We start from the raw sequence: 17,057 nt of genomic DNA on the forward strand, positions 1-17,057 counted from the left end.
TACCTATCCACGTTGGCTGACAATGAAGTTTGCTAAACTGTTTACACTATAAAAATGCACTTTGGTTTCAGCTGAATTAGCATCGAGTTTCACCTCGAATTTCTTTTTTATCGCCAGACCTAATTCCAAAGCATCAATTGAATCCAGGCCTAAACCGTCGTCTTCATCACTGAATAACGGAGCGTCGTCCTGAATATCAGCAGGGCTGACATCTTCTAAATCGAGCGACTCGATAATGAGCTGCTTAATATCCTGTTTTAGCTGTTCCATTACTCTCTACTACCTTGTTGTAAAAGTTCTCCAGGTCACGGGTTAACTGGCGTGCTGCGAGACTATATTTTTCATTTGAGTCGAGGTACGGCTGCACCTCAAACTCCCTTAAATAAGAAATTTTCAACGTTGGCTTCTGTGCTGGCGCAGCGTACCAGGGCGCATTTTTTAGTAAAGTCGGTGGTGTGCAAGTTACCTTAAATGCGGCCATAGGTGTCGCGGTCCGAAGCGCTAAGTTTGCAGCGCCACGCTGAAATTTTAAATCCTGACCAGGCGTGCTGCGTGTCCCTTCGGGGAAAATAATCAGATTATTTCCCCGCTCAAGTGACGCCTTACAGTCGGCAATTAAGCCGTCGGGGTCCCCATTGCTGATATACCCCGAAGATTTTATCACACCGCGCATAAACGGATTTTTCCACAAGTGAGCTTTAACTACACAATCGCCGTTCGGGATGAAAGAAATCAGCGCGACCACATCAATTAAACACGGGTGATTAGCAATAATGATTTTACCACGCAGGTTCTGTGCATGTGCAGCTGCTGGAAAAGCAAAATTAAAAACGCCCATAAAGCGCATAAACCCGATGAAAAATTTAAAGCTGTTTTGTACCAGTCGGCGGGATTTCTGCTCTGCCAGCAGCCGATCGCCCTTAGCAGTTAAGCGCAAAACCGGCAGCGCTGTCAGGGGAATCAGGAGGCCGCTTATACCGAAAACGGCAAAGCAAATGCCGGTCGCTAAGCGCCGCCATGTGTGCTGTAAAAACTGAGTAAATTTACCCAAAATTCCAGCTCCAGAGGTGTTTTCCTGTGCGCATCTGAACTTCAGATCCGCCCCCCTGAATACTAGCATGCAATTGTTTAGCCGTGGCGATGACATCGTCTTCTTCGCTATTAAACCGAAGCTGGCGCGTTAACTTTAGCTTTAAGGGCTGCGCGGGCTCCTTGCTCAGCAAGGCGGCAAAAGCGATTCCTTGTGCCGGACTCTGACATTGCTGATCGTATGGGTGGGGTGGTGGCTCGTCGGCATAAACCACGAGAACCTGTGGATGTTCCTGTAACTGCAATGTGGCTTCAAGCCAGCCACTTGGCAGGGTCTCGGCACCGGCGCCAACAGTGGTCATGCCTTGTTGATTGTCGACCAGCATACTGAATTGACCAAGTACGGCATTGTTCACTGACAGACAGAATTGCGTCGGAGATAGCAATTCACCCGCCACCAGCTCGTTGAGTAAGCGAATGGTACGCTGTAAATCGCCATGGCGGCTGGCAAGGACAACCGGCGCATGGGCGGCCCCTGGATGTTGTTCAATTACTTCGAACAGCGCAGCTAACAACAGCTTCGCATAGCTGCTCAGCCGCCGTCGGGTCGACGCAGGGATGGACTTTAGGGCGGCGCTCGGAGCGGACGTTGAGTCACTCAGGTGGAGCGCACTTGCGGCAACGTAACTGGTCATGATCTCGGCTTTGAAGTCGGCGAAAGAATTAGTCAGAAAAGAACCGAAATCATACACAACAGAGGGCTTTTTTTCAAAAATATAACAAGCTGCGGGAGGCAACAAAAAAAAATGCTTGCATACCTTGTAGCTCTAGGTATAAATTTAATACCTAGATGTACAAGGTATGAATGACTCGAAACAAATGGGACATAGCATGAATCTTTCTAAAGATCTGATGGCCGCATCGTCCACTCCTCTGGTGCTAGGCATCATTGCCGAGGGGGAGACTTACGGCTACGAAATTGTAAAGCGAGTTGAGCAGCTGTCCGGCGGTGCACTGAATTGGACCGATGGCATGCTGTATCCGTTATTGCATCGCCTTGAGCAGCAGGGAGTACTGGAATCACGCTGGCGAGTAGCGAGTGATACGGGTCGCAAACGGAAATATTATGGGATTACCGAACTTGGTCGGAAGACGTTGCACGAGCAGCAGCAGCAATGGCAGGTGATCAACGACGCCTTGAACCGAATTTGGCATGAAATGACAGTTAATTTACAACGGAGTGATACCAATGGTTGCCAACCCGCTTAATTCACAGGAATTTGATGTTGAAGTAAAAGTAGCCGAATGGCGCGCGCACCTGGTTCGCCACGCGGCGTTGAACGAACACGATATTGATGAACTTGAGTCGCACTTACGCGATCAGATGGACGCACTGCAAGAGCAGGGGCTAAGAGATGACGAAGCTTTTCTGATCGCCGCCAAGCGGGTCGGTGACCTGGACGAAGTGACACGGGAATATGCCGAAGTTCATTCGGGCCGGCTCTGGCAAAATCTGGTGTTTGGCGACGTCGGCGCGAGCTTTTTTGGCCGCGAACTGGTAACCGTGCTGTTATTGGCCGTTTGTGCTGCTATTGCGATTAAACTGCCGGCGTTGTTTGGTCTCCATTTTGAATCCGAGGGTGCCGACTGGTTTTACGCGCGCAACATTACGCTTTTCAGTTTGCCGTTTTTGGCGTTGTATTTCGTGGTGCAGCGTCAGTTGGGGACCAAAGGGCTGTTGTTTGTTGGCGGCACGGTCGCGCTAGCTGCGCTGCTTATCAATAGCTACCCGAACTTTGCTTCTACAACCACAATGACCCTTGCGATGATTCACTTACCGATCGCGATCTGGTTTATGGTGGGCATTACTTATAGTGGCGATTGGTGGCGATCACACGCAAAACGAATGGATTTTGTGCGCTTCTCCGGTGAATTTTTAATTTATTATGTGTTGATTGCCATCGGTGGTGGTGTGTTGACGGCATTTACCCTTGGTATGTTCAACTTCATTGGTATCGACATTGAGTGGCAGGTGCAAAACTGGATCATTCCTTGTGGTGCTATGGGAGCTGTGGTGGTCGCTGGCTGGTTGGTGGAAGCTAAACAGGGAGCGATTGAGAATATGGCGCCGGTACTGGCGCGGGTGTTCACACCGCTGTTCACGCTTATGTTGAGCGTGTTCCTGGTAACCATGCTGGCAACCGGGCGCGGCTTCGACATGCAACGTGAAGTGTTGATTGGCCTCGACCTGATGCTGGTGGTGGTGCTCGGGCTGGTGCTGTATGCCGTGTCTTCACGCGACCCCAATAAACCGGTATCGCTGTTTGATAAGCTGCAGTTGTTGCTGGTGGTGGCCGCGTTATTAGTCGATGTATTGGCGCTAATCGCCATTGCGGGGCGTATTTTTGAGATGGGCTTCACCGCTAATCGCGTTGCTGCTCTTGGTGAGAATTTGGTATTGCTGGTCAGCCTGAGTGGCTACGCCTGGCATTACTGGAGCTTCATTCGCGGTAACGCAGGTTTTACCAGGCTCGAGCGTTGGCAGACCAATTACATCCCCGTGTACGTCATCTGGGCCCTGGTCGTCGTCATCGCCTTCCCTCTTATCTTCTAAACCAGAAGGGGCAGCCCTTACAATGTAAGGGCTGCCCCTTCTTAGGTAACTCTTTGTTGTGATGATGTTTTACGGTGTTTGCGGGTAAACTGATGAGGTTTATTCGCACACTGGAGCCGGTCATGGTCACACGTCTAAGTCATATTGTGTCGTTGATATCATTTTCTGTATTAAATTTGGGTGCTTTCACAACGGCCTTTGCTAACGAAATCGATGCCAACATCGATCTGAGGTATCGTCTTGAATCGGTGTCACAGGACAATGAGCTTAAGGATGGATTAGCGTCGACCTTGCGCAGTCGTCTCAACCTTCTGGTGAAGCCCTTGGACGCCTGGAGCGTGCGGGTTGAAGTAGATAATGTGACTGTATTAGGTGGAGAAACCTACAATAGCACGGCAAATGGGCATGCAAACTACAGTGTCGTGGCAGACCCCAGCGGGACAGATGTGAACCAGGCATGGGTTCGCTACAGTCATGGGCCCGGAACCTTTATTACTGCCGGACGGCAACAGGTTAATCATCTCAATCAGCGTTTTATTGGCGGGGTGGGCTGGCGTCAGAATGAGCAGACGTTTGACGGTTACCGGGTGCAACATCAGAGCGAAGACGCACTATCTTACGACATCGGCCATTACCATAATGTAAATCGCATTTTCGGACCGGATGGCAACGCCGCCGATGAAAAAGGCAGCTTTGTAGCCGCTGTCGCGACATGGCAGCTTGCGCCGGAACACCAGCTTGGGCTATTCGGCTACGATTTTGAATTTGATAATCCGCAAATGCGCAGCAGCCGAACTTATGGAGTAGATTACCGGGGTGCGTTCGCCAAATACGCCAACCTACGCTGGGAGCTGACCGTTGCTGAACAAACCGAAGTCGACAACACGCCGAATTCTTTCACGCATCATTATCATCGTGTCGCGCTAATCTGGGCAGCAAAACCGGTAACCTTCACCCTGGGGCAAGAGCGTTTAGCGGGTGACGGTGTAAGCGCATTTCAAACACCCTTAGCTACGTTGCATGCCTTTTCGGGTTTTGCCGACGTTTTTTTAACGACTCCCAACAACGGTCTGCGCGACAACTGGATCAGCGCTTCGTCAGCAGTGTTTGGTGGCAAATGGGTGGCCACCTGGCATGATTTCAAGTCTGACGCCGGAGCGATAAACTACGGTAACGAATGGGATCTGGTCGGCAGCTACAAACTAACAGCACGCCTTAACGGTTTATTCAAAGCTGCCCGCTATGACGGCGAGCAGCATGCGGTTGATACAACGAAAGTCTGGTTGATGTTCCAGTACAAGCTTTAACAAGCCGCTGCGCTACCAGAACACGGCAGTGTAAGCATCAGACTCTTGTTAGCCAACCATGTTTATCCGGCGCTTTGCCCCATTGCACGGCATTGAGCGCGGTGCGTAGCTTTTCTGTGGTAGGGCCCTGTACGCCACCGCCAACGGGATAATCCCGGCCATCGCGGATCAGGGTGCCGACCGGCGTAAGTACCGCGGCGGTGCCCGATAGTGCTGCTTCAGTGCCGGGTTTAGCAGCACGTTCCAATAACTCATCAACACTCAACTCACGCTCGCTGATTTTCATGCCCATATCCCCGGCAAGGGTTAACAGCGAGTCACGGGTAATGCCATGAAGAAATGACGTATCCAGTGCTTTAGTGATGATCTCGTCGCCATCGATGAGCAAGAAATTAGCGGCGCCGGTTTCTTGCACGTCGCCACCCGGGCAGAACAGCACCTGGTCAGCATTTACTGACTCGCGCGCACGCTGAATTGGCTGCAAGGCGCTGGCATAATTGCCACCGCTTTTCACCATCCCCATATGAGCTGCGCAGCGCATGCCCTCTTCTTCAAGTAATAAACGTAAAGGTCGCACGCCGCCAGTAAAATAATCACCCACCGGTGATAACAGGACGTACAACATCGATGTGAGGCTTGCTCCTGCAGCTTTGCCGATACTGGGTTCCGTACCGATGTGGGTCGGACGAATGTACATTGAGCCGGGCGGTTCAGGCACTTCATCGGCGTAATACTTCACTATACTGAGAATCATCTGTTCAAGTTGCTCAGCGCTTACTTCGGGTAGGGAGAGTAAGCGACTGCTCTGACAGAGTCGGGCAATATTCGCTTCCATGCGAAAAATGTTCACCGAACCGTCTGCGTGACGAAACGCCTTCAGGCCCTCGAAGCAGGTACTGGCGTAATGCAGCACATGTGCACCGGGATGCAGACGAATTGCGTCCGCTGCAACTTGCTCCGGGTCGCTCCAACGTGTTCCGTTAAAGGTGCTGAGTGCCATTTCCGGCATAAAAACAGTACCAAAGGTGGCCATGGTGAACTCCAGGTTGTCTAAGTTGAGTTAACAGGAGACAGAGTGTACTGGGCATATTGGCTCGCTGCAAATATCCGGGCAGCGGCCATGCGGACTAGCGCCTGTATGAAAGCTGACCACTCAGAGGGTGATTTTTAGCCTATATTCCCGTATCATTAGGTGTTGTATATGAGATTTAAAGTCACTCAATAGTCACAGGAGTCAGTGATTAAAAGAGCATCTTATTCGTTTTGGCGGCATATACCCTTGCGCGCCCAAATTTTAGCCGGCTTTGTGGTACCGATCGTGATCGTGGCCATTTTGTCGTGGATTGTTTCGGTGAATATGGAGAATGTCCGCCAGCTTTCCGATCAATCCGAGCGCCTGGTCAATGAGGTACAGGTTCGTGCAGAAGTACTACGCACGGTGATTGATGCCGAAACGGGTGAACGCGGCTATGTTATTACCGGCAACGAAGAATTTTTAGAGCCTTACGAGAATGCCAAAAGACAGTTCGCAAGATTGGCAGCAGAGTGGCGAAGCTTAGCCATAACCGGCGGATTCAATCCTGAACTTGAGCGTATGGAGCAGCTCTTTGAGCGTTGGCTGAATAACGTTGCCGAGCCAGCAATTGCCGCGCGTGCGCTGGTGCCTGGCCGTCAGTTTAGCCACAGTTTCAATGCCTACTATCACCTGAACCGATTACAGGAATTCCTCCGCGAAGAAGGAATGCTGGAGTCTGTCCGGCTGGAAAATGAATTTTATCAGGCGGCACGGATGAAAGCTTTAGGACAGAGCTCCGATGCGGAGCGGAACTCGGGATTTTTACCCATTGTGGTACCCAGTGAACAACTTGATCAGCTGGTGGGCGAGTTGCCAGCTACTGGCGCATCAACTGAACTTAACAAGACTATCTCTGCACTTGTGCAACGTTTGGAACGCCAATGGCGTGAGATCGCGTTGGATTATCGTGAGGCAGAAAATGTTAGTGCGGAGTTAGTTGCTTCAGGTCAGGGCAAACAACTTGTTGATGAAATGCGCGATATTATCCGCGCAGCTATCGCCGAAAAAGAAGTGCGTTATGCGGCTGTAAACGCAGAAGTTAATGAGCGCATGCAGTTGCTCGAACGGTTATCCATGTACCTGCCAGTAGTCGGTGTCGGCCTGGGCCTTGCGATCTTGCTGTTCATGCAAATGGGCGTCATTTCCAGTATCGAAAAACTAAGAGTAACTGCGCGCCGCATTGAAGCAGGTGATCTATCCGCCCGGGTGCGAGAATCACGTTCCGACGAGCTAGGTGTTCTGGCTGGTGATTTCAATCGTATGGCAGATCAGCTGGAACTGGCGGACAAGGAAAGCACAGTCCTGGCTGGATTCCAGTCAATGCTGGTGTCTTCAAATACTGAAGATGAAACCTACGGCGCGACCGCGCGGGCGTTAGCCAAATTATTGCCACCAGGGGCGGGGGCATTGTACTTAATGGCGCCTTCACGGGATTTCGCTGAACTTGCTATCAGTTGGGGCTTTGACGATGAACCCAGCTTGCGCTTCCACCCTGAAAACTGCCGCGCATTGCGCCTGGGTCGCACCTACAAAGCATCAAAAGAAAGTACCGAATTATTTTGCGCACATGCCGATCAGCAAACTCTGGAGTATTCGGTTTGCATACCTTTGATTACCCGGGATGAAGTGCTGGGCACGCTATTTTTGGCAGGTACCTCTTCGTCGCACAGACCGCTGGAAGATCATCAAATAACGCTGGCGAAAACTGTAGCTGAGCGGTTATCGCTGGCGCTAAGCAACATCAGGCTGACTGAGAAGCTGCGGCGGGAGTCGGTACGCGACCCTCTCACCGGGCTGTTTAACCGACGCTATCTGGAAGAAACTATGGAGCGTGAGATGCAGCGGGTGGCGCGAGCGGGTAAACCATTATCGTTAATCACTCTGGATGTTGATCATTTCAAACGATTCAACGATACCTTTGGCCATGAAGCCGGCGATCGTGTACTCGAAGAACTTGCTGAGCAGATGACCAATATCGCGCGAGCTGGCGACGTGGTGTGCCGCTTTGGCGGCGAAGAGTTTATGATCATCATGCCTGAGGCTGGCACCGATACCGCAGGCGAACGCGCCGAGGAGCTGCGCCGCCGGATTGAAATGTTGGACCTTCACTATGGTGGTACCTCGCTGGGGCATGTCACCATTTCGCTGGGAGTCGCAACTTATCCTAAGCACGCTGCTAAGAAAGAGGAGCTAATCCGCCTGGCTGACAATGCCCTGTACGAAGCGAAGAAACGCGGACGTAACCAGGTGGCCATACATTCTTAAGCCGAGCTAGTTTTTCAACAGGTTTTGCTCATCGGAGCTGCGCAGCTCTGCGTCGACCTGCTTGTCAATAGTATCGTCCGCACTAACGTCGACCTGCTCCAGCGCGTCTGACTTCTGTTCCCGCTGTTGACGTGGTGCGGTATCAAAGGTCGCTGAGTCTGCCGTGGCTACAGCATCTGGTACAGCGGACTCAAGCCGCAGACGGTAACTTGGCTCCGGCATAACAATAGCTGCAGCGTCAAAGCTCTCCTTAACAAAGCGTATGCCCTCACTACGAGCTTTCAACAAGTCTGTCTCAAGCTGATCTACCCAGCCATACACGCGTAAGACGATGGTGCTTGCGCCAAGCTCATGAATAATACACTGCGGCGGAGGTTCGCTCAGGATCCCCTTCATCTTCTGCAACGTCTGTACAGCTAACTTCCGGGCTTCGGATAGGTCTGCATCAGGCGAGATATCGACGTTAAACTCAAATCGACGCAACGGGTTCAGAGAGAAGTTGGTCATTGAAGAAGTAATAATAACGCTATTAGGAATACGCAGATGGTTGCCGTCAAGGGTCATCAGCACGGTATCACGTGAGGTCAGCCGCATGACACGACCGGTAAACTCGTTGATCTGAATAAAATCACCAATCCGAAACGGGTTGCGGGCACTAAGCAAAATGCCAGCCAGGTAATTTTCGACGATATTGCGAAAGGCAAAGCCCAGCGCAATACCAAACACCCCGGCAACCCCTAACACCGCGCTAAACAATGCGGTCGCATTCAAGATCTCTAACGCAATGATCAAGCCAATCAGCGTAATCGTCAGGCGAATTACGCGCTTACCAAGCATGGCGCCAAGTTCAGAGAGACCGAACCGCTGTAACCAGTCGCCACGGCGACTCACCCAACCACCGATAAACCAGAAAAGCACCACAACTGTAAGGGCAATGAGCAGCAGCGGCATCAATTGTAATGTGGTTCCAGTAAGCTCTTGAAATTTATCTTTAATGGGCTGCAGTCGCGCTCCAACCTGAACACTCTCCATCAATTGGTTGTCGACGTAAATAACGCCTTCGGTGCGTTCCGCGATGGCAATCAGAGAGCGCGCAGCATTGGAATTTTCAACCTCGCCCGACAACGAAACGATGCCGGATTTAACCTTAACATTGACAGACTCGAGGCCGCCGAGGGCCTGCTTAATGTCGTTCAAGCGAGATTCAATTGTTTCATCCTGCGGCGCATCAACCACCTTTACCGGTGACTCGGAAATAGCTGCTTCCTGTGCCATGCTGGTGACAGGTAAGACGGTTAGCCAGGAGCTGATGACAAAAAGCACGAGAAACAATTTCTTCATAGCAGAAGCCTCTGTATTAGTTGAACTTATGACCAGTGTAGCTGGTTTTTCGGCTTGCGGGTAAAACTGGTGTAGGCTATAGCTGCGATTCCATTTTACGGTAGAAGGTGTAACGACGCGTGACAGCATCCATTTTAAGACATCCCCCTGAATCCATGGCGGAGACACTACGTAAACTAGCGGCGCGCGCAGAAGCTGGCCCCGCAGCCGATGTTTACGGTAGCGGTAAGCTCATTGAGGATTTTGAGGTGAAAATAGCTGCTCTACTGGGTAAACCAGCAGCATTGTTTTTGCCCAGTGGCACACTGGCGCAGCCGCTGGCACTAAAGCTTCACTGCGAGCAGCGCAAGAACATGAACGTAGGTTTGCATCCAACGTCGCACCTGGTGTTACACGAACACGATGGCTACCAAAAACTCTGGGGCCTGACCGGGCACTTACTTGGTGATGCGGATAAAGTACTGACATTTGACGATCTTAAGGCTCAGGATCCCGCTGATGTGGCAGCGCTGGTGCTGGAGTTACCTATGCGTGAAATTGGCGGCCAGCTGCCTGAGTGGAATGATTTGCAGGCTCAGGTGAACTGGGCCCGGCAGCACAACATCGCTGTGCATATTGATGGCGCGCGGTTGTGGCATTGTCCGGCCTATTACGGACGTAGTCTCGCGGAGATAAGTGCATTAGCCGACTCAGTCTATGTCAGTTTATATAAGGATATTGGCGGCATTGCGGGGGCGGTGTTGGCTGGCGAAGCGGATTTCATTGCGCAGGCGAAACTCTGGAGTCGTCGTGCCGGCGGAAACTTAATTTCATTCTACCCCTATATTCTGGCCGCCGAGCAGGGGCTTGAGGATAATCTGGAGAGCATTAGTGAAGCTGTGGCTTATGCGCGAAAGTTAGGCCCGATGTTAGCCAGCGTCCCTGGGGTACGGGTGAATCCGGCAACGCCGCAGGCGGCAATGTTTCACCTGCACATCGAGGCGGATAAAGAGTTTCTGACCCAGCTTATAAGCGCTTATGCTGAGCAGCATGACGTGATTGTGCTAGCCAAACCTCGCGCGGTGGATCAAGAGGGTAACAGCATTTGTGAAATCAGCGTTGGCCGCAGCACCATGGAGCAGCCGCCGGAATTTTGGTTGGCGCATTTACGCAGACTAATTGGTAAATTGAAGGAAAGGTGAATCTCATGCCAGATATAGTGATCGCATTTTTTATTCTGGGACTCATTGCCGGGGTGGTGAAGTCAGATTTAAAAATGCCGGGTCAGATCTATGAAATTCTGTCGATACTGCTGATGCTTAGTATCGGTATCAAGGGCGGCTTAGCGCTACACAGCGATCATCAGGCGGTGGTTTGGACACATCTGCTCGCCATTATGGGCTTAGGTCTGATCATACCTATGCTGATTTTGCCGGTATTACGCAAGTGGGTAAGGTTAGGCCACGCTGATGCCATCAGTATCGCTGCACACTATGGCTCCGTCAGTGCCGGTACTTTCGCGGTGGCATGGGCATTGGCTGAAAGCGCTAATTTACCTATTTCAGCGGACGCCACACTCTATCTCGTTATTCTTGAATTACCTGCCATCATACTGATGCTCGCGTTTTATCACTCCAGACGTGGCCAAACAGGCGAACCTACCAAGATGTTTGCGATCTGGCACGAAGCTTTCACCAGCCGTGGGGTCATTCTGTTGATGGGGGGTGTGGCGATTGGCTGGCTCTATGGTCCAGCAGGGCTGAGTTCAATTTCTGGTTTAGTGGTCGACGGCTTTAAAATTCTGTTGGCATTGTTCTTACTGGAAATGGGTCTGACCACGGCACGCATTTGTCGACCCTTGCCTCTTGCTCATTGGCGGCTGGTGCTATTTGCGGCGCTTGCGCCGATGGTTCTTATCTGGCCGGGCTTACTGCTGGGCTATTACCTTGATTTACAGACGGGTAGCATCCTGATCTTAGGCGCGCTCAGCGCAAGTGCGTCTTATATTGCTGCACCTGCGGCAATTCGGGCAGCCATCCCCGACGCCAACATTAGTAAAGCGATGCTGGCGTCATTGGGTGTGACCTTCCCGCTCAATGTCATCGTCTATATTCCGTTTGTGGCGGGGCAATTGTAACCCTGATCTGCGTGGTGGCGGCTTTTGACATCCGTCAGCTGCCGTCACATAATGTTAAGTTCGGCCAGTGGCACACGTCTGCGATAAGAACTCCCATGGAAGAAGAGCGTAAATCAGAGCACCGCAAACCTAAGTTCTCATGGCAGCGACTTGCTGTTTTTGCAGCACTATTTACCGCGTTTACAGCTGCAGGTTTCTACGCGGTATTTGATCAGTTTTCAGAACGAAATTTTAGCTTCGACAAAAAATTACTGCAGCCTGAAGTTATTCTGGCTAGCCTGATATTGCTGCTGATTTATTTCGCGGCGGATGGTTTGCGTCTGTATTACACCTTGGTTGCGCTGGGTGCACGCTTTTCTGCAAAGGCAATGGCAAAACTGGTGTTCATTAATATTTTCTTTTCCAACATCACTCCGTTGGGCACCGGCGGCGGTTTCGCGCAGGTGTGGTTTATGCATGACCACGGTATTTCGTTAGGTAAGGCTACCGCAGCGACCACGATCCGAACGGTGTTGGCGATTTTATTTATTTTCCTGCTGACGCCAGTGTTTCTGTTCAGCTTACCAGCGTTCAACGAGTCATCGCTGGGCAGCGATGTAGGTGCTGCGTTGTTGGTGTTTGTGGTTTTGTACGTAGTGTTTTTTGCCATGGTTTTGCTACGAACACACTGGTTGATCATTCCAATAACCTCGGTCATCAAGCAGTTGCAGAGTTGGGGGCTAATTTCAGACCGTAAAGCGCGGCGTTGGTATTTCAACGTCATGCGCGAGATATTGCGATTCGCCCGTAGCTTTTCGGTGTACTGCAAAGGATCTAAGCTGGCCATAGGTATGTCAGTGGTCTTTACTATGATCTTTTTACTTAGCTTATTCAGCTTTCCTGCACTGTTAATGTGGGGGCTTGGCTATGATGTCGATTATTTGACGTCGGTGGGGCTTTTAGTCGTCACAACATTTATTATGTATTTCTCGCCGACGCCGGGCGCATCTGGGGTTTCAGAGAGCGTATTTGGAAGTTTTTTCAGCAACATACTCGAGCATCAACACTTATTGTTGGTGACGTTCAGCTGGCGCTTCTTAACGATTTACCTCGGTATGATTCTCGGACTACTGGTATTACAGCGGTACCTGATGGTACGCAGTCAACTCAATGAAAAGGTTGCTTCGTGACTAAAAAACGTTGGCTGAAAATCTTGTTCTACCTGAATGTTGCTGTAGTCGCGGCATTGGTGTCGTACAAAGTGTATCTGAACCTGGTAACTCCCGAGTTCTTTGCTGTTCACAATGAACAACTGATTAAAATAAGCAAAAAGATCGAATCCCAGCAAAATTACAGCTTTGCCGTGGTGGGTAACATTAATAATTCCATCGGCATATTTGAACGCCGTATTATTCCACGCTTAAACGCAAATACGGTCGACTTTGTCATTTCCGCCGGCAATGCAGTCAGTAGCGGCGGAGAAGATAAATACCGGTCGCTCAACGGGACTTTTTCGCATCTGCAAAAGCCCTATCTTTTAACTTTTGGCCCGCACGAGTACGAAGAGTTTGGTAGTTTTCGTTTCTATGATCATTATGGTCCCCATTTTTTCACCTTCAGCGCCGGAGAAAGCCGCTTTATCTTTCTCGACAGCACCGGTAAAACGCCCTGGCGCTGGCAAATACGGTGGCTAAACGACTTGCTGCAGGCTGATGAATCGACTCACCGCTTCGTATTTATTGGTCACCCGCCGCTTAGGCCACAAGACGAATTTCTGCTAGCTGAAGCTGAAGATTACCTGCAACCTGAAGCGTTTCGGGAGCAATTGCTGGCCACCTTCAAAGAACATCGCGTAGACCGGGTATTTTCGGCTAACGTGGCGATGTATTTCGAACACAACTATGCTGGTACACCTTTTATCACAACCGGTGGCGCTGGTGGATTGGTATTGAATCAAGGCGACAGCTTTTATCACTATGTGGAAGTGACAGTGAGTGCCGATGAGGGCGTGCAACACCGCGTTGTCGAGTTGCCGGTTGGACAGCACCCGATTCTGAAGCAACTGGAAAGTTTTTGGTTTTTTATCCACTCACTCTTTTATGCGGGGTATATAAATTTTATTCTGCTGGTGAGCTTGTTTTTAGCCATTAGCATTAAATTGTATAACGCCGTTTTTGTTGGCAAATCCTACTACCCGAACTATGACATCGATGCCACACCATGGCAGGATAAACCATTAAAAGTAGCGATGTTTACCAACAACTACTTGCCCTTCATTGGTGGTGTTCCTATTTCGATTGAACGGCTCCGCCGTGGCTTAACAGCATTACACGATACGGTAATGATCGTCGCGCCCCAGTACCGTGAGCACCGCGAGCAAGCCAAACGTGAGGAAAATATCGTACGCATACCGTCATTGTTTTCGTTCGGTGCGAAAAGCGAGTTCCGTTTTGCGAATATTTTCTCCGGTTATGTCCGCAAAAAAGTAAAACAATTTAAGCCTGATATCATTCATTCGCATCATCCGTTCTGGATCGGCTCGTTGGGTGTGTACCTTGCGCGGCGCTTAAAAGTGCCGGTGGTTTACACCTATCACACCCGGCTTGAGCATTATTCACACAACGTGATGATTCCCGGCAGTTTATTTAACAATATTATTGTGCATGTGCTGGTCCGCCGGTTTGCCAACAAGTGTGACAGCATTATTGTGCCGACCCATTCCATCGAAGAGTATCTGCGCATGATCGGGGTGCGCAGAAGCATCTATGTGCAACCTACAGGAATTGAATTTCAACGCTTTCAAACCCGGGATGAACAGGCCATTGCCAAGTTAAGGGCCAAGCTTCAGATCAGCAATGAAACCGTGTTCGTCAGCGTCGCGCGGTTGTCCAACGAAAAAAATCTCGATTTCATGATTGAGGCACTTGCGGAACTTAAGCAGCAATCGACGCAAGCGTTTCGCTTTCTCATGATTGGCGATGGTCCTGAACGGGAGCGTCTGCAACAGAAAGTGAAACGTTTAAACCTGCACAACCAAGTGACTTTCGTTGGAGCTGTGCCACCAGAGCAAATGGCAAACTGGTATCAGCTGGGTGACGTCTTCTTATTCGCCTCACAGTCGGAAACCCAGGGAATGGTTATTCTGGAAGCTATGGCAGCAGGATTACCGGTGGTGGCGGTGCGCTCAAGTGGTATCGATGATGTTGTTGAAAACAACATCAACGGGTTTAAAACGCCAGCCCAGCAGTCGTTATGGCTGGAGAAAGTGAAAGTGCTGTTGGAAAGCCCTGAAAAACGTCAGCAATTGGCGGAGGAAGCCGTTGCTTGTGCTGCCGACCACTCAATAGCCAACTTTACCGGTGAAGTTCGCTATGTTTATGCCGAAACCTTAGCGCGTTACGCACAGCGCCGGAAGAAGCGACAAAGTTAGCGCTTAGATCCAACCTGTTTCCAAAGCTTTCAAAACCGCGCGGGTGCGATCGCGTACGCCAAGTTTGGCCATAATGGTCGAGACCTGGTTTTTTACTGTACCTTCAGACTTAAATAATGCGCTGGCAATCTCACGATTACTTAAACCGCTGGCCATGAGTCGTAATACAGCCAGCTCCTTGTCAGATAATGGCTCCGGTTGGTCGGCACTACTGAATTCGGTTTCAACCTGTTGCAGGCCCTGTAACATGCGCTCCGTCACAGCGGGTTGAATCCAGCGCCCGCCGCCGGCGACATGGGTGATGGCCTCAACCAGGGTTTCCAGCGCCACATCTTTGAGTACATAGCCGCTGGCACCTTGTTGTAATGCAGCCATAACCGAGCTGTGATCATCAAAGGTAGTAAGCATCATAACGGGTACATTCACCCCCGCGGCGCGCAACTGCGCAAGGGTGTCTATACCGCTGAGCCCGGGCATACGAATATCCATCAAAATGACCTGCGGCTGAGTTGCTGCTTCGGCCGCGACAAGATCCGCTAAGGCCTGCTGACCTCCGGCGGCTTCACCGCTGACTATTACTTGCTCGGAAAGCTCAAGCAAGCTGCGTATGCCTTGCCTCACCAGCGTCTGGTCATCAACCAAATACACCTTGATCATAGCGCGTCCTGTTGTGGCACGGTTAAAGTGGTGCAAAAACCCGGTTCGGTCAGCTGCCACTCGAGTTTCGCCCCAATTTGTTGAGCGCGTTCCTGCATTCCTTTTAAGCCATTACCCGGCTGCCAGTTCTTGCGCACCATACCGTTATCCTGAATGGTCAACTGCCAGTCGTGTGCGCGCTGTCTTAGGGTGATCTCAATGCGCGTTGCCCGGCCGTGGCGCAGCGCATTGGTGATGGACTCCTGCGTGCAGCGCAACAGCGTATCAGCAACCTGAATGGCATTGATGCGTATATCGTCATCACAGGTAACACAGATTTCTGCGGTGGGGGAGGCATTGGCGAGCTGGCGCAGGGCGTGTTGAATGTCAATGTGGTCGTGTTCACGGATATCGGATACGGCCTCGCGAACGTCCGCCAGCAATAGCTTTGCCAGGGAGTGACTCCGCTCAACAGCTTCTCGTGCTTCGGGATTCGCTTTACGGCTGGCGACTTGCAGGTGAATGGACAGGGCAGTCAGATGGTGACCGAGCAAATCATGGATATTGCGGGCAATGCGGGTGCGTTCGGCTTGCTCTGTTGCCGCAGTTAACAAAGCCTGCGTCGCTTTCAGTTCGCGGTTTGTTTGTTCCGCTTCATGCCGTGCCCGGGCTTCGCGCAATTGCGCCGCAGACATCATGGTAGCGAATAGATTAAACGCCCAAAAAAGCAGGGTTGAGATCCAGGAGTTGTCGATTCCCCAATAGAGGCCGAAGGCAAGCCAGATAGGTAACGCGAACAGAGGCGAAAGTAAGAATGCCAGACGCGTGCTCATGAAGTAGGGGAGCTGTGCCGACCATATGGTGCCAAAGATAGCGACATAGGTGAATGGCGTGGCAAAATACATCGCCACTACCAGTATGTACTGCAACACAATCAATAGAATGCGTGTGCGGGGCTCATGCTGGAAAGGTTTATCGCGGGTACTGAGCAAAAACAGTAGGGCAAAACTAATGAATAAAAAGCATAGTAACGGAATCCCCCATGCCGGCTGGGGACGGCTGCTCACCACCGTGAAATAAATAGTGGAGCCGGCCACCAGAAGCATGGTCATGACCGCGGAAAAGAGTTCGACTGAAATGAGCGACGCGAGTTTTTTCATCGCTTGAGTATGGCACAGGACTGCACCCCCGCAATAGGCCAAAAGTCATGTTTTAAATCGTGACGAACGGCACCTGTGCGGTGCCCTGGCCTGCAGTAAGCTTGT

The 17,057-nt window shown here is 51.0% G+C and carries 15 protein-coding genes; 8 read left to right on the forward strand and 7 right to left on the reverse strand.

Features of this window, described 5'->3' with window-relative positions; genetic code table 11:
- Nucleotides 1-3: 3 nt before the first annotated feature.
- From CWI69_RS06880 to CWI69_RS06890, 3 genes are read right to left on the reverse strand one after another with little or no spacing between them, the layout of a single operon-like run.
- Complete coding sequence (locus CWI69_RS06880; protein ID WP_126763202.1) at nucleotides 4-270, reverse strand: phosphopantetheine-binding protein; 267 nt, start codon at nucleotides 268-270, stop codon at nucleotides 4-6.
- Nucleotides 245-1,051: a lysophospholipid acyltransferase family protein gene (locus CWI69_RS06885; RefSeq protein WP_241971054.1), complete on the reverse strand. Its 807-nt coding sequence runs from the start codon at nucleotides 1,049-1,051 to the stop codon at nucleotides 245-247. The genes CWI69_RS06880 and CWI69_RS06885 overlap by 26 nt, the downstream gene beginning before the upstream one ends.
- Nucleotides 1,044-1,724, reverse strand: a complete 681-nt coding sequence (locus CWI69_RS06890; protein WP_126763205.1) for a beta-ketoacyl synthase chain length factor — start codon at nucleotides 1,722-1,724, stop codon at nucleotides 1,044-1,046. Before CWI69_RS06890 ends, CWI69_RS06885 begins: the two co-directional genes overlap by 8 nt.
- Nucleotides 1,725-1,920: 196 nt before the next feature.
- Between CWI69_RS06890 and CWI69_RS06895 the strand changes: the two genes are divergently transcribed.
- The 3 genes from CWI69_RS06895 to CWI69_RS06905 all read left to right on the forward strand — a co-directional run bounded on the left by CWI69_RS06895 (nucleotide 1,921) and on the right by CWI69_RS06905 (nucleotide 4,950).
- A complete protein-coding gene (locus CWI69_RS06895; protein ID WP_126763207.1) occupies nucleotides 1,921-2,298 on the forward strand; it encodes a PadR family transcriptional regulator in 378 nt (125 codons plus the stop codon).
- Nucleotides 2,279-3,643, forward strand: a complete 1,365-nt coding sequence (locus tag CWI69_RS06900; protein ID WP_126763209.1) for a permease prefix domain 1-containing protein — start codon at nucleotides 2,279-2,281, stop codon at nucleotides 3,641-3,643. Before CWI69_RS06895 ends, CWI69_RS06900 begins: the two co-directional genes overlap by 20 nt.
- A gap of 122 nt (nucleotides 3,644-3,765) precedes the next feature.
- On the forward strand, nucleotides 3,766-4,950 hold the full coding sequence (locus CWI69_RS06905) for an alginate export family protein (RefSeq protein WP_157984251.1): 1,185 nt from the start codon (nucleotides 3,766-3,768) through the stop codon (nucleotides 4,948-4,950).
- Between the two features lie 37 nt (nucleotides 4,951-4,987).
- Here the strand turns inward: CWI69_RS06905 and CWI69_RS06910 are convergent, their stop codons facing one another.
- Nucleotides 4,988-5,983, reverse strand: coding sequence for a branched-chain amino acid aminotransferase (locus CWI69_RS06910; RefSeq protein WP_126763212.1), 996 nt, complete (start codon nucleotides 5,981-5,983; stop codon nucleotides 4,988-4,990).
- A 204-nt stretch (nucleotides 5,984-6,187) separates the two neighbouring features.
- Between CWI69_RS06910 and CWI69_RS06915 the strand changes: the two genes are divergently transcribed.
- Complete coding sequence (locus tag CWI69_RS06915) at nucleotides 6,188-8,290, forward strand: diguanylate cyclase (protein ID WP_126763214.1); 2,103 nt, start codon at nucleotides 6,188-6,190, stop codon at nucleotides 8,288-8,290.
- A 6-nt stretch (nucleotides 8,291-8,296) separates the two neighbouring features.
- Here the strand turns inward: CWI69_RS06915 and CWI69_RS06920 are convergent, their stop codons facing one another.
- A complete protein-coding gene (locus CWI69_RS06920; RefSeq protein ID WP_198678916.1) occupies nucleotides 8,297-9,631 on the reverse strand; it encodes a mechanosensitive ion channel family protein in 1,335 nt (444 codons plus the stop codon).
- A 119-nt stretch (nucleotides 9,632-9,750) separates the two neighbouring features.
- Here CWI69_RS06920 and CWI69_RS06925 point away from each other — a divergent pair, with 119 nt between their 5' ends.
- The 4 genes from CWI69_RS06925 to CWI69_RS06940 all read left to right on the forward strand — a co-directional run bounded on the left by CWI69_RS06925 (nucleotide 9,751) and on the right by CWI69_RS06940 (nucleotide 15,156).
- A complete protein-coding gene (locus CWI69_RS06925; RefSeq protein WP_241971055.1) occupies nucleotides 9,751-10,812 on the forward strand; it encodes a threonine aldolase family protein in 1,062 nt (353 codons plus the stop codon).
- A gap of 5 nt (nucleotides 10,813-10,817) precedes the next feature.
- On the forward strand, nucleotides 10,818-11,747 hold the full coding sequence (locus tag CWI69_RS06930; protein ID WP_126763218.1) for a sodium-dependent bicarbonate transport family permease: 930 nt from the start codon (nucleotides 10,818-10,820) through the stop codon (nucleotides 11,745-11,747).
- Between the two features lie 95 nt (nucleotides 11,748-11,842).
- Complete coding sequence (locus CWI69_RS06935; RefSeq protein WP_126763220.1) at nucleotides 11,843-12,916, forward strand: lysylphosphatidylglycerol synthase transmembrane domain-containing protein; 1,074 nt, start codon at nucleotides 11,843-11,845, stop codon at nucleotides 12,914-12,916.
- A complete protein-coding gene (locus CWI69_RS06940) occupies nucleotides 12,913-15,156 on the forward strand; it encodes a glycosyltransferase (protein ID WP_126763222.1) in 2,244 nt (747 codons plus the stop codon). The genes CWI69_RS06935 and CWI69_RS06940 overlap by 4 nt, the downstream gene beginning before the upstream one ends.
- Nucleotides 15,157-15,159: 3 nt before the next feature.
- On the opposite strand, the gene CWI69_RS06945 is transcribed toward CWI69_RS06940, so the two are convergent.
- Nucleotides 15,160-15,813: a response regulator gene (locus CWI69_RS06945; RefSeq protein WP_126763224.1), complete on the reverse strand. Its 654-nt coding sequence runs from the start codon at nucleotides 15,811-15,813 to the stop codon at nucleotides 15,160-15,162.
- Entirely contained in the window at nucleotides 15,810-16,952 is a 1,143-nt protein-coding gene (locus CWI69_RS06950; RefSeq protein WP_126763226.1) for a sensor histidine kinase, read from the reverse strand. The genes CWI69_RS06945 and CWI69_RS06950 overlap by 4 nt, the downstream gene beginning before the upstream one ends.
- Between the last annotated feature and the right edge of the window lie 105 nt (nucleotides 16,953-17,057).

The organism is Pseudidiomarina halophila (assembly GCF_003987215.1).
Lineage (GTDB): Bacteria > Pseudomonadota > Gammaproteobacteria > Enterobacterales > Alteromonadaceae > Pseudidiomarina > Pseudidiomarina halophila.

Bases quoted from the DNA above. Each gene is read 5' to 3' on its own strand.
- CWI69_RS06935 (WP_126763220.1), top strand. From the start codon at position 11,843: ATGGAAGAAGAGCGTAAATCAGAGCACCGCAAACCTAAGTTCTCATGG.
- CWI69_RS06930 (WP_126763218.1), top strand. From the start codon at position 10,818: ATGCCAGATATAGTGATCGCATTTTTTATTCTGGGACTCATTGCCGGG.
- CWI69_RS06895 (WP_126763207.1), top strand. From the start codon at position 1,921: ATGAATCTTTCTAAAGATCTGATGGCCGCATCGTCCACTCCTCTGGTG.
- CWI69_RS06880 (WP_126763202.1), bottom strand. From the start codon at position 270: ATGGAACAGCTAAAACAGGATATTAAGCAGCTCATTATCGAGTCGCTC.
- CWI69_RS06890 (WP_126763205.1), bottom strand. From the start codon at position 1,724: ATGACCAGTTACGTTGCCGCAAGTGCGCTCCACCTGAGTGACTCAACG.
- CWI69_RS06950 (WP_126763226.1), bottom strand. From the start codon at position 16,952: ATGAAAAAACTCGCGTCGCTCATTTCAGTCGAACTCTTTTCCGCGGTC.
- CWI69_RS06900 (WP_126763209.1), top strand. From the start codon at position 2,279: ATGGTTGCCAACCCGCTTAATTCACAGGAATTTGATGTTGAAGTAAAA.
- CWI69_RS06920 (WP_198678916.1), bottom strand. From the start codon at position 9,631: ATGAAGAAATTGTTTCTCGTGCTTTTTGTCATCAGCTCCTGGCTAACC.
- CWI69_RS06910 (WP_126763212.1), bottom strand. From the start codon at position 5,983: ATGGCCACCTTTGGTACTGTTTTTATGCCGGAAATGGCACTCAGCACC.
- CWI69_RS06905 (WP_157984251.1), top strand. From the start codon at position 3,766: ATGGTCACACGTCTAAGTCATATTGTGTCGTTGATATCATTTTCTGTA.
- CWI69_RS06945 (WP_126763224.1), bottom strand. From the start codon at position 15,813: ATGATCAAGGTGTATTTGGTTGATGACCAGACGCTGGTGAGGCAAGGC.